Genomic DNA, 11734 nt, shown 5'->3' on the forward strand with positions numbered 1-11734 from the left:
CTCAGGTGCCCGGCCGCTGCAACAGGTAGTCCTCGGCGCGCATCGAGGTAGCCGGCCTGACGTCTTCGGGGAGCAGTTCCCGCAGGTCGCGCTCGGTCAGCGTCTCGGGGTCGCGCAGGGAGAGCCGGGTCGCCTGGGTGGAGATGGCTTCCTCGAGCATGTTCCGGATGAACCGGCCGTTGCCGAAGTTGTGCCCACGCGGAGCGGCGGGGATGTACTTGCGAACCACAGCCAGGACCTCCTGGCTGTGGATCATCCCCTTCTGCTTCGCCTGCAACTCGAAGATGGCGACCAACTGGTCGGTGTCGTACTCGGCGAACGACAGCAGCTTCGGGAACCGCGACGCCAAGCCCGGGTTGGAGTCCAGGAACCGCTGCATCTCACGGTGGTACCCGGCGACGATCACGACGCACTCGTCGCGGTAGTCCTCCATCATCTTCAGCAGGGTGGCGACGGCCTCCATCCCGAAGTCACCGGGGTTGTTGTCCGGTACCAGGGTGTACGCCTCGTCGACGAACAGCAGCCCGCCGAGCGCCTCGCGGAACTTGGCGGCCGTCATCGGGGCGGTGGTACCGACTCCGGAGCCGACCAGATCCGATCGGTCGACCTCGACCACGTGGCCTTTCTCGAGTACGCCCAGCTCTTTGTAGATCTTGGCGAGCAGCCGGGCGATCGTGGTCTTGGCCGTACCGGGCTTGCCGACGAACACCATGTGCCGGGCCCGGTCCTGCGTCGGCAGCCCGAGCTCCTTGCGCCGCTGGTTGGTCCTGATCTCGGCCACCATCCGGCGCACGGAGTCCTTGATCGACTCCAGCCCGATCAAGGCCTCCAGCTCAGCCAACCCATCAGTCTGCTCAAGCTCCGCAACGACAGCCTGCCTCACCGGTGCCGCCTCCACCGCCGGTGCGCGCCCGCCGTCGAGGTGCTCGAAGAACGCACCGAGGTCGGGCACCTCCGGCTCCGGCCACGGCCCGTTCTCCAGTACGCCCGACAAATGCACCGACACTCGCGTAGCCGCCGCCACCCAGTACCGCGCCGGCACCCGCTGGTCCTGCGCGATCGCTCTGCCTAGCCAGTCAGCGTTGCGCCCCAACCAAGTCTGGGTTTCGAACCCGTCCCTCAGCTCAGCCAGCGCGCCCTCGACATCCCACCCCTCAGCGCCCAGGACCTGCCCGACCTCCGCAGGCTGTCCGCCGAGCCCGGTCGCCCGGATCAACCGCGCCAGCAACTGCGCGAACCCCGGCGCCTCATCGTCCACAACGACCGCCGACAACTTCGCGTGGGCATCCCGCAACGAGTCGAGCGAGTACCTGAGCGCCGCCTCGGAGCCACCGAGCTCCGGCAGTACTGCGCGCTCCGCGTCGCTGAGCACCGTCGTCCGCCAGAACTGCTCGATCGTCTCGTAATCGGCCGCGACATGCATCCGGGTCGCCTCGCGGTCGCCCAGCACCCGATCGAACCCAGCGGTCAACGCCTGCGCGCGAGCGGCCATCGGCGGAGCGTCGACGAACAGGCTCACCACGTCACGCGACAACTGCAATGCTTGCCGACGGCTCTCTTCGTTGAAGCCGCGCGCGCCCGACAACACCAGCAGCGGCCAGTCGGTCGCGGCGACGCGGACCACATGCCCGGCGCCGACCCAGCCCGACGGCCGATAGAAGTCCCGGGTCACGGCCGCGCTGACGTCGGCGTATTCGCCGCGGAGTACCGGAATCCAGCCGGTCAGCAGCGGCGCGATCTGATGCGCGAACCACACCGCCGCGGGCGTCCCGTCGACGAACTCCGGAAAGGCTCCCGGCCGCAACGCCTTCGGGTCGTCGGCCCAGGCGCGAAGCTGCCCCCGAACCCCGGCCAGCCAGCTATCCGGTACTTCCCAAGCCCGCTCAGCTGTGAGTACGTCGAGCAGGCGCGCTCTCCGGGTGTGCTGCTCCACGAACTTCCTCTCCTAGCCGACCATCAGGCCCGCTCACTTTAGTGCGTCAGGGTGCTTCACGTCTTGCGAATAGTTAACGGCTGCTGTAACTATTAATCCATGGAAGACGAAGTTGACCGCTTCTTCGAGGTACTGGCTGATCCGACGCGCCGGCAGGTCGTTCGGTTGCTGGGGGAGGGGCCGCGGCGGGCTGGTGAGCTCGCGATGGCAACCGGGGCGTCGGCGCCGGCGATGAGCCGGCATCTGCGGATTCTCCTGGCCGCCCGGGTGATCGACGACGAGCGGGTGCCGGATGACGCGCGGCTGCGGGTGTTCCACCTGCGGCAGGAGCCGATGGTCGCCGTACAGGCGTGGCTTGATCAGGTACAGGCGCATTGGCAGGAGCAGTTGGGGGCCTTCAAGAAGCACGTCGAACGAGAGGAGAGATCGTGACCAAGCCGTCCGCGTCCGCATCCGTCGAGGTCGCCACCGACCCAGCGACAGCCTTCCGGATCTTCACCGCCGAGATCGACTTGTGGTGGGTCCGCGGCCCCATCAACTTCTTCGACGCCACCCGCGCCATCGGCATGCAGATCGAACCAGGCCTCGGCGGCCGAATCCTCGAGATCTACCGGCACGCCGACGCCACCACCGCCGAAGACGTCCTCGAACTCGGCCAGATCACCGCCTGGGATCCCGGCGCCCTGTTCGCCTACCGAAGCTCAGTAGACGACACCGAAACCGAAATCCGCTTCGCCCCCGTCGAAGGCGGCACCCGAGTTAGCGTCGAACAGACCCTGCTACCAGGCGGCAAGAAGGCCTTCTACTTCTGGCCAAACGTCATCGGCTGGTACGCCGACCGCATCAGTTCAGCCGCTGCGCAGGCGCCGGCTGAGCTCGACCGCCTGGGCATCGCCTTGTACTACGAGGATCCCGCCGCCGCAGCCGAATGGCTGGGGAAGGTCTTCGGCCTGGAGTCGTCCTTGCGGCTGTCCGGCGACGACAACCATCCGTCCTGGAACGAGCTCCGGGTGGGCGGTTCGGCGATCATGCTCTTCGCGCTGAAGGAGCTCGTCGATCGACGGCCGGTCGACCATGCGGTCTGGATCTCTGTCGATGACCTCGATGCCCACTTCGCCCGTAGTACCGCGAACGGCGCGGTGATCGTCGCGGGAATCGAACAGCATGGCTACCGGTCGTACGAGGTGAAGGATCTCGAAGGTCATCACTGGCGGTTCGTCCAGTCGGGTCCGTCGATGGCTTGACGGTCAGGCTTCTGGTTGCTGGACGTGCTTGGGGAGTAGGTAGACGAGGGTGAAGGTGAGGGCGAAGAAGACGGCGGCCAGCACGATGACCAGTTCGCCGGCGTGGGTGAAGGGTTTGGTGTGGGCGTGGGCGGCTCGGGCGAAGAAGACGGTGCCCAGGGCGGCTACGCCGATGGCGCCGGAGAACTGCTGGACGGCGTTGAGCATGCCGGCGCCGGTGCCGACCTCTTCGGTGGTGGCGGTGCCGAGGATGAAGTCGAAGATCGGGACGAAGACCAGGCCGGTACCGAAGCCGATCAGCAGCAGTGAGGGTGCGAGCGTCCAGGACGTGAGGTCCGTGGCGGCCACGGTCCACCAGAGCGCGAGCAGGCCGATGACGGCGATGCCGAGGCCGAGGTGCAGGGTGGCGCGGCCGAGTCGCTGGGTGAGTACTGCGCCGGCGAGCGCGACAGCGACAGCGCTGCCGAGCGCCCACGGGATCAAGGTCAGGCTGGTGTGCAGCGGGGTCCAGTGCTCGCCGAGCTGCAGGAGCAGGTTGAGCGCCAACTGGAAGCCGCTCAGCGATGCGTAGAAGGCGCCGGTGATGGCAAGACCGACGACGAAGCTGCGTTTGGTGAACAGCGAAGGCGTGATCACGGGATGCTTGCTGCGCCGCTCGGAGCCGACGAACAGGGCCAGCGCGACGACCGAGCCAGCCATCGACAGATAGGTCCACAGCGGCCAGCCGAGCTCGCGGCCCTGGATCAGCGGGATGATCAACAGCGCTGACGACAGCGTGAGCAGACCGACGCCGCCGAGATCGAGCCGGGCGTTCGAGTCCTCGCCGGTACGGTGCGGCAGGACTCGCCAGGCGAGCAGCCAGGCGATGACGCCGATCGGCACGTTGATCAGGAAGATCGAGCGCCACTGACTGCCGAACAGGTCGAGGTGCAGCAGCCAGCCGGCCATGATCGGCCCGGCGACCGTCGCGAGTCCCATCACGGGACCGAACGGGATCAGCGCCTTGCGCAGCAGGTGCGGCGGGAAGACGACCTTCACCATCGCGAAGCCCTGCGGAATCATCACGGCGCCGAACAGGCCTTGCAGCACGCGGGCGGTGATCAGGAAGCCGACAGTGGGCGCCAGGCCGCAGGCCAGCGAGGTCAGCGTGAAGCCGGCCATGCCGAGCAGGAACAGCCGGCGGCGGCCGAGCAGGTCGCCGAGCCGGCCGGACGTGATCAGGCCGATGGCGAACGCCGCGGTGTAGGCGGTGAGCACCCACTGCAGGGTGGTCTCGCTGCCGCCGAGGTCGGCGCGGATCGAGGGGCCGGCGAGGTTGGCGATGGTGGAGTCGATGACGTCCATCACATCGGCGATGAAGACGGCAGCCAGCACGAGCCAGGCTTGCCGAAGGGGGAGCGGAGCGGTGCTCGACGCTTCCAACGAACGTTGTTCTACAGTCACGAACTAAGTTCTACTCTTGGAACATTGTTCGTGTCAACGGTAGGGTCGGTCACATGCCAGTCGATCCGAGAGAACGCCGTGCCGCCCGGCACGCTCAGCCCGCCGCCGTGCCGGCGCAGCAGAAGCGCCGCAAAGAGCCGATCACCGTCGACCGGATCACCGACGCGGCGCTCGAGGTGGTGGCGACCCAGGGCTACGACGCTCTGACGATGCGGAGCGTCGCCGCCGTCCTCGACACCGGCCCCGCCTCGCTGTACGCGCACGTCGTCAACAAGGCGGACATCGACGAGCTGATCATCGGCCGCCTCTGCTCCCAGCTCGTACTACCCAAGCCCGACCCGGCGAGCTGGCAAGAGCAGATCCGCCACGTCTGCGCCCAGGCGCGCGACCAGTTCCTGAAGTACCCCGGCATCTCCCGGGCAGCCCTCGCGATGGCCGCCACCGACCTCGACGTGCTGAGGGTCAACGAAGGAATGCTGGCCATCCTCCTTGCCGGCCGCATCGGACCGCAGACCGCGGCCTGGGCCATCGATGCCCTCTGGCTGTATGTCTGCGCCTACGCGCTGGAACACTCACTGGTTCCGCAGGCCGACGACTGGGTCGTCAGCCGGGAAGAGTTGGTGCACCGGTTTGCCGCGCTACCCGCCGACCAGTTCCCGCAGACCCGGCGCTATGCGTTCCAGCTGACCGCGGGAATGGGCCACGAACGCTTCGACTTCACGCTGAATCTGATGATCGGCAACCTACGATGACCACATGCATTGGGGCGAGCAGGTCGCAGTACGACGTGCCCGTGTCCACAACCTGAAGAGCGTCGACATCGACGTGCCGCTTCGGCAGCTCGTTGCCCTGACCGGTGTGTCCGGGTCGGGCAAGTCGTCACTCGCGCTGGGCGTGCTCTATGCAGAGGGATCTCGCCGCTACCTCGAAGCCTTGTCCTCCTACACCCGCCGACGCCTGTCGCAGGCTGCGCGCGCGGACGTCGACGCCGTTGATGGAGTACCGGCTGCGATCGCGCTGCATCAGCGTCCCGCAGTACCGGGTGTTCGCAGTACGTTCGGTACGGCGACCGAGCTGCTCAACTCGCTTCGCCTGATGTACTCCCGATTGGGGGTGCACCTTTGCCCCAACGGCCATCGCGTGCAGCCGACGCTGGAGATCGCCTCGACCGCGCATCTCACCTGTCCTGAGTGCGGCGAGCGTTTCGCAGTACCGGGGGCGGAGTCGTTCGCGTTCAACAGCGACGGCGCTTGCGAGACCTGCGCGGGCACGGGGGAGACGCGGCAGATCGATCAGGAGGCGCTCGTACCGGACGAGTCGCTCTCGATCGCCGATGGAGCCGTGGCGGCGTGGGCCTCGTTCGGCGCCGGCCTGCTGCCTCAGGTGGTCGCGCAGCTCGGCGTACGGGTGGATGTTCCGTTCCGGGAGCTGACTCCGGCCGAGCGCGAGATCGTCCTGAACGGTGAGGAGACCAAGCGGACGGTCGTTGTCACGAGCAAGAAAGGCAACGCCTTCGAGCTCAACGCGGCCTACCGCAACGCCAACCGGGTGATCGAGGACGCGCTCGCCAACGCCCAGAGCGAGAAGTCGCTCACCCGCCTCGACCGCTTCGTCCACATCGCCGAGTGCCCGGCCTGCGGCGGCTCGCGGCTCAACGAACGCGCGCGAACCGTCCCCCTCAACGGCGTCACCCTCGACGAGATCTCCACCTGGAGCCTCGACCGGACGACGGCCTTCGTCCGCTTGTTGCCGGCAGCCGCGCCGGCCGAGCTCACCCGGATGGCCACGCAGATCGTCGACGCGTTCACTCCGACCGCTGAGCACCTGCTCGGCCTCGGACTCGGCTACCTGTCCCTCGGCCGGGCCTCGCGCACGCTCTCGACCGGCGAGCTGCAGCGGGTACAGCTCAGCCGTACTCTGCGAAGCAGCGCGACAGGCCTCCTGTACGTCCTCGACGAGCCGTCGATCGGGCTGCATCCGAGCAACATCGACGCCCTGATGACGGTCGCGCGCCGCCTGGTCGAGACCGGCAACTCCGTGGTCCTCGTCGACCACGACGTCCGCGTACTACGCCACGCCGACTGGCTGATCGAGATCGGCCCGGGCGCCGGCGCGCACGGCGGCGAGATTGTTGCCACCGGCACCGTCGAGGACCTGTCGAAGTCGACTGCGTCGGTGATCGGAGGATTCCTCGGCGGCCAGGAACCGGCGGTCGTTCGCCCACGCGTGCCCCTCGAGGACGTCTTCGAACACGGCCGGATCCGCGTTGAGACCGGCCCCCGTTTCACCTTGAAGGCGCTCGAGGCTTCGTTCCCCTTGTTGCGGCTCACAGCGGTCACCGGCGTATCCGGTTCGGGCAAGACCACCCTCGTACTCGACAGCCTCGCCGCGGCCCTGACCGGCTCCTCGCCCAAACACGTACGCCACCTGGACGCAGGCGGCATCGACCGCACCGTCATCGTCGACGCCGTTCCGATCGGGCGCAACGTGCGTTCCACCGTGGCGACGTACAGCGGCGTCCTCGACGACCTCCGCCGAGCCTTCGCCGGTACGCCGGAAGCAGTGTCGCGTGGACTCAAGGCCGCGGATTTCTCCTACAACACCGGCAGCCTGCGCTGCCCGCAATGCGACGGCACCGGCCAGATCTCGCTGGACGTCCAGTTCCTCCCCGACGTCGACATCCCTTGCCCGGTGTGCGAAGGCCGCCGCTACAACCCCGACTGCGACACCATCACCCTCGACGACCTGACCATGGCCGGGGCGCTGGCCCTGACCGTCGAACAGGCTCGAACCAAGTTCACCGGCCTCCGCAAAATGCAAGCGCGTCTACGCACCCTCGACGAGGTCGGCCTCGGCTACCTGATCCTCGGCGAAGCCACTCCGGCGCTTTCCGGCGGCGAAGCCCAACGCCTCAAACTCGTCGCCGACCTGGAGAAACCCCAGCAAGGCACCCTCTTCATCTTCGACGAACCCAGCGTCGGCCTCCACCCCGCCGACATCCGCGTCCTCCTCAACGTCTTCGACCGCCTGATCACCGCCGGCGCCACGGTCATCGTCATCGAACACGACCTCGACATGATCGCCAACGCCGACTACGTAATCGACCTGGGCCCCGGTGGCGGCACCGCCGGCGGCCGCATAGTAGCCGCCACCACCCCCGCCCTACTCACCCAAACCCCCGAAAGCCTCACCGGCCACTACCTCCGCGACGTTCTCTAACTCAAGCAAGTGGGTGGTTTCCCCCGCGAGGGCTTTACCTCATTGAAAGCTTCTCAGGAGGCCTTTCGAGGAGGACAGTGGAGTTTGGGCGAGCAGCCACGTGATGTGACTCGGCTCTCCCAAGGGGGAACCATATGAGCGCACCACGAAGCATTTCGGCCGGTTGGTTTTCGCGCTCCGGAGTACGCCTGTGGATTCTGCCTAGGCGCTGCGCACATCATTTGAAGTGTATTCCGGACTGTTCGGATGTGTTGTAGCAGTACAGGGGGAACATCTGATGGAAAGTTCGAACGCGCCAGCGGCCTTGTCGCCATGGCGTGCGTTCTGGCGCTGGATGGCTGGGTCATACGCGGAGACCATGGATCGCGAACGGGTGGTGCGAATCGCGACACGGCTGCCGTTTTTGTTGTGTACCGCGATCCTCTTGGCCGTCATCTGCAGGCAAGGCGCATCTTTGTTCGGGGTCGGTACCGTCTTCATTCTCTATATCGCCGCGGCCACGTTGTGGATCAGTGGGCAACATCAGGCATCGATCAAGGCTGCACAGTCGGGCAAGTCGGCCGATAAGCCATGGACCTTTCCCTATTTGATCTCGGCGCCCCACGCGAGAACGTGCTGATGCGGTTCCGGCAAAAAGGCACGGACGGCAGTGGAAAGTGTCGCGTCCTGACAGGAGGTCTCCTGCTCATCGTGAGTGTGGCGCTCGTGCTCGTCGGGCTTCTTCTCATGAAGTCTCACGGGTGGTCGGTAGTGCTCGTTGCCTTCGGGATCGTCGTTTTCGTGCCCGCCGGGCTCAGCATTCTTGCCGAGCCGGCGGTGGATTGGTTGCACAGTGACGAAGCGGGTCGACGCGTCGCCGCATTCTTCATCACCGGTCCGCTGCTGCTCGGTGGATCTGCCTTGATCGCTGTCAAGCGACTGGAAACTACGCAAACCGCGTATGTTCTGATCGCCTTTGCCGCCCTCGCGCTGCTGGTGTTTGCGATCGTCTCCAGTACGCAGGCCGACATCGCCGCAGTCATCGCTGCGGTGTCGCTCATGGGTATCACGTCGGCGGCCGACCGGTGGCCGGCGGAGCTGACTCCGAAGGCGGGCGATCAAAGGGTGCTTGTCGCTCTGGGGGACTCCTACATGTCCGGCGAAGGAGCACAGACCTATTACGAGGCGAATGCCGACAGCGGCGGGAAGGGGAGTCGGAACCATTGCCACCGCTCTCCCACCGCGTGGGCCGCTATCGCAGGGCGAAACGATTTCGACTCGATGGCCTTTCTGGCGTGCTCGGGCGCCAAGACCTCCCACGTCCGGTATCGGGCGGAGACAAACCTGCCTGGTCCGGCGCGGCAGTACAACGAGCCCGGGAGCCAGCTCGCCCAGGTCAGCGCCTTTGAGCAGGGGTTGTCGCCATCCCTGGTCGTGATCAGCCCCGGCGCCGGCGTACGTCGAGAATGGGAGAGCGGTCAAGTGCGGTCAGGTGGCGCTGTCCCAAGGAGACCTGGACTTCATCAGCAGCTTCGTCGCGAGCCTGAACTCAACCATCAGAGCTGCGGCGCTCGCCGAGAAGTTCTACTTCCTTGACGAGATGGAAGGTGCGTTGGCCACTGCGCACCTGCAGTTGTGCGATCCGGCCAACGACGACCAGCCAGGCGTGAACTTCATCGGTCTTCGATCCGTTGCGGGGATCGCCGAGCAGCGCTTCAACCCGAAGAACTGGTACCACAACAGCCTCCATCCCAACGCGCGTGGCCACCTGGCCATGCTGCAGGTCTTCGAGCGGTGGATGAAACAGCACCCGACGCTCCAGGCCGTCAATCCGAAGGCAGCGGAGCAGGCGAAGCAGGCACCGGCGGGATCGACGGTGAGCGCGGATGCGGTCGAGGACCCGCCCTGCGATCTGATCAAGGATGAGCAGAGCAACAAGCTCGACTGTCGGCAAGAGGGCGCGAAGTGGGCCCGAGGCGAGCTGAGCCACACCTTGCTCGGTCGCCTGTGGGGCATTCAACTCGGCGCGGCTGTCGCGGGCGCCTGGCTGTTCGGCGTTGCATTCTATGGTTGGCGGAAACCATGGTGGAGTCGCAGACGTCGCTAGCCGCCGTATCTGTGGTGGAGGTGCTAGCGGTCGCGGCGGCCGGTACGCACGCGCATTTTCGGACCGCGCTGTGATGCCTCCACCTGAAGCGATTCCGGCCAAGGGAAGTCGAGCGGGTCGGAGCTCGCCTGCCAGCGCTGGCTCAGTTCGCGCAGGGTCTCGGTGGTGCGGTCGAGGTCGGCGTCGGCGTACGGGCAGGGATCGGCTCGGGTGACGCCCCACATTTCGCGGACTTCGGCGTACGGCGTGGGCTGGTCTTTCTCGACCGCCATGTGAAAGACGGTCGAGAGCGCCTCGCTCATGCCGATGCTGTTCGGTGCTTTGAGGATGCGCGCGCTGCGGACCTTGGCGTCGTGACGCTTCTTCCCGGCCGTCTGCTCCATGCTGTCGAAGACCGCACCGGCCGCGATACAGCCGAAGATGCCGTCGGGCATGCCGAGCTCGCGTTCGGTGACCGCATGCGCGAGATCGTGCGGCACGCGGTGCTTGCGGGAGTACGAGAAGAGGTTGAACTCCGCGCCATCCGCACGCCGGATCAGCGTGAGGCTCTCACCACCACGCGGGTCATGCAGAAAGGTCAGTCGCATGTCCCCAGAGTGGCCGTCCTGTCGCCATGGGCGCCACTGGTTTAGGGGTCGTGGATGGGATGAGTGCCGTTGCGGTCGACGCGGAATCGGTAGCCGTGGCGGGTGGTCCATTCCGTGGCGTTGCCGTCAGCGCGTTCGGTCCAGCCGGCGAGGGTCTTGATCCGGTGGCTGCGGCGCCGTAGCGGTCGCAGGTTGGCGGTACTGGTCTGTCCTTCGGACCCGTTGGGGTCGTACGGGACGACATGGTCCAGGTCGGTCCGGTTGGTGGTCTCGCCCGGCCCGTACGGAAACTGCTCGACCGGGTAGGTGAGCTTGACCCGCTCGCGCATCCAGCCCGGGATCTCGTACGCGTTGACGTTGTGCCCCTCGTTGAGGTCGATGACCGGCTGGAGCACGACCCGGTCATAGCCGATCAGCTCGGCCAGCTTCGCGTACACCGGTCCGAACCCTTCGACACGCATGGTTCCCTGACCGGCGAGCAGGATCTCGTCGGTGAGGTGGACATACAGCTTGACCTTCCCCGGCCTGGTGCCGTCTCTGCCGGCTTGGCGGGCAGCGCTTTTGAGGGCGAAGAGCCTGCTGGCGAGATTGTCCCGCGCGGCAGCGTCCATGGCGGAAACGAGCTTGTCGGCAATGGCTGCTTCCAGCGGTTCCACACGGTGCCGCCGCGGCGGATCGGGTGGGTAGACCGGCGTACTTGCGGGTGGCCAGTCTGGCTCTTCGGGCCGGCTGCGTTCGTCGGCCGGGTGTCGATGGCTGGTCTGTTCACTGGTGTCGGCTCCACCAGCCGCTTCCTGAGCGCTCACGGCATTCGGAGCGCCGGAAGAGTCCTCATTTGGGGTGTGCTGGGCAGCGGCAGCCTCCGCAGGGTCCGGCACGTCCGGGATGGGGTCGGTCGCAGGGGTTGGCGTGGTCGCGGCTGTGCCTGTGATGGGCTGGTGGGTGGCTAGGTACTGGGCTACCTGGAGGAAGAGGTGAGACAGGGCGGGGTCGGCCATGATGCTGAAGGCTCTGGCTCGCTGTTCCTGGTGGGGTGCGGGGCCTTCGAGGACGTTGAGTGCGTCGGCGATCTGGTCGATGGTGGCGTCGAAGAAGATGACCGAGCCGGTGTCGGCTTTGACGACGACGGTGGTGGTGCCGTGGTCGTCGGAGCGGCCGATGTAGACGCCGCGTTCGCGGGCTTTCTGTTCGGCGGTGGCGCGGGCGGTTTCGGGGTCGGCTT

The 11734-nt window shown here is 66.6% G+C and carries 10 protein-coding genes and 1 pseudogene; 7 read left to right on the forward strand and 4 right to left on the reverse strand.

Translation table 11 applies throughout. The annotated features are described in order from the left end of the window. Position 1 precedes the first annotated feature (1 nt). Positions 2-1933, reverse strand: a complete 1932-nt coding sequence (locus AB0M15_RS15610; protein ID WP_363818389.1) for an AAA family ATPase — start codon at positions 1931-1933, stop codon at positions 2-4. Between the two features lie 99 nt (positions 1934-2032). On the opposite strand from AB0M15_RS15610, the gene AB0M15_RS15615 reads away from it, so the two are divergent. Both AB0M15_RS15615 and AB0M15_RS15620 read left to right on the forward strand, forming a co-directional pair. Next, positions 2033-2365: a metalloregulator ArsR/SmtB family transcription factor gene (locus tag AB0M15_RS15615; protein ID WP_363818392.1), complete on the forward strand. Its 333-nt coding sequence runs from the start codon at positions 2033-2035 to the stop codon at positions 2363-2365. Next, positions 2362-3177 carry a VOC family protein gene (locus tag AB0M15_RS15620; protein ID WP_363818395.1) on the forward strand — a complete coding sequence of 272 codons (816 nt, stop codon included), beginning with the start codon at positions 2362-2364 and terminating at the stop codon, positions 3175-3177. The genes AB0M15_RS15615 and AB0M15_RS15620 overlap by 4 nt, the downstream gene beginning before the upstream one ends. A 3-nt stretch (positions 3178-3180) precedes the next feature. Here AB0M15_RS15620 and AB0M15_RS15625 read toward each other — a convergent pair whose 3' ends face one another. Then, entirely contained in the window at positions 3181-4620 is a 1440-nt protein-coding gene (locus AB0M15_RS15625) for a DHA2 family efflux MFS transporter permease subunit (RefSeq protein WP_363818397.1), read from the reverse strand. A gap of 53 nt (positions 4621-4673) precedes the next feature. Between AB0M15_RS15625 and AB0M15_RS15630 the strand changes: the two genes are divergently transcribed. The 5 genes from AB0M15_RS15630 to AB0M15_RS15650 all read left to right on the forward strand — a co-directional run bounded on the left by AB0M15_RS15630 (position 4674) and on the right by AB0M15_RS15650 (position 9925). Beyond that, positions 4674-5372 (forward strand): TetR/AcrR family transcriptional regulator, encoded by a 699-nt coding sequence (locus AB0M15_RS15630; RefSeq protein WP_363818399.1) that lies wholly within the window; start codon positions 4674-4676, stop codon positions 5370-5372. Between the two features lie 4 nt (positions 5373-5376). Then, a complete protein-coding gene (locus AB0M15_RS15635) occupies positions 5377-7839 on the forward strand; it encodes an excinuclease ABC subunit UvrA (protein ID WP_363818401.1) in 2463 nt (820 codons plus the stop codon). A gap of 277 nt (positions 7840-8116) precedes the next feature. Next, positions 8117-8458 carry a hypothetical protein gene (locus AB0M15_RS15640; RefSeq protein ID WP_363818403.1) on the forward strand — a complete coding sequence of 114 codons (342 nt, stop codon included), beginning with the start codon at positions 8117-8119 and terminating at the stop codon, positions 8456-8458. A 71-nt stretch (positions 8459-8529) separates the two neighbouring features. Continuing rightward, the gene (locus AB0M15_RS15645) at positions 8530-9414 is read left to right on the forward strand and encodes a hypothetical protein (protein ID WP_363818406.1); all 885 of its coding nucleotides are present in this window, start codon (positions 8530-8532) and stop codon (positions 9412-9414) included. A gap of 4 nt (positions 9415-9418) precedes the next feature. After that, on the forward strand, positions 9419-9925 hold the full coding sequence (locus tag AB0M15_RS15650; protein WP_363818409.1) for a hypothetical protein: 507 nt from the start codon (positions 9419-9421) through the stop codon (positions 9923-9925). Positions 9926-9948: 23 nt separating this feature from the next. Here AB0M15_RS15650 and AB0M15_RS15655 read toward each other — a convergent pair whose 3' ends face one another. Together AB0M15_RS15655 and AB0M15_RS15660 are read right to left on the reverse strand one after the other, a co-directional pair. Continuing rightward, positions 9949-10512: a hypothetical protein gene (locus AB0M15_RS15655; RefSeq protein ID WP_363818411.1), complete on the reverse strand. Its 564-nt coding sequence runs from the start codon at positions 10510-10512 to the stop codon at positions 9949-9951. Positions 10513-10553: 41 nt separating this feature from the next. After that, positions 10554-11734, reverse strand: a pseudogene (locus tag AB0M15_RS15660) (hypothetical protein); the annotation flags it as partial.

Origin of the sequence: Kribbella sp. NPDC051718 (genome assembly GCF_040681515.1) — a bacterium.
Classification (GTDB): Bacteria; Actinomycetota; Actinomycetes; order Propionibacteriales; family Kribbellaceae; genus Kribbella.

Coding starts and splice junctions, on each gene's coding strand:
- AB0M15_RS15615 (WP_363818392.1), top strand. CDS start 2,033: ATGGAAGACGAAGTTGACCGCTTCTTCGAGGTACTGGCTGATCCGACG.
- AB0M15_RS15630 (WP_363818399.1), top strand. CDS start 4,674: ATGCCAGTCGATCCGAGAGAACGCCGTGCCGCCCGGCACGCTCAGCCC.
- AB0M15_RS15635 (WP_363818401.1), top strand. CDS start 5,377: ATGCATTGGGGCGAGCAGGTCGCAGTACGACGTGCCCGTGTCCACAAC.
- AB0M15_RS15640 (WP_363818403.1), top strand. CDS start 8,117: ATGGAAAGTTCGAACGCGCCAGCGGCCTTGTCGCCATGGCGTGCGTTC.
- AB0M15_RS15650 (WP_363818409.1), top strand. CDS start 9,419: ATGGAAGGTGCGTTGGCCACTGCGCACCTGCAGTTGTGCGATCCGGCC.
- AB0M15_RS15655 (WP_363818411.1), bottom strand. CDS start 10,512: ATGCGACTGACCTTTCTGCATGACCCGCGTGGTGGTGAGAGCCTCACG.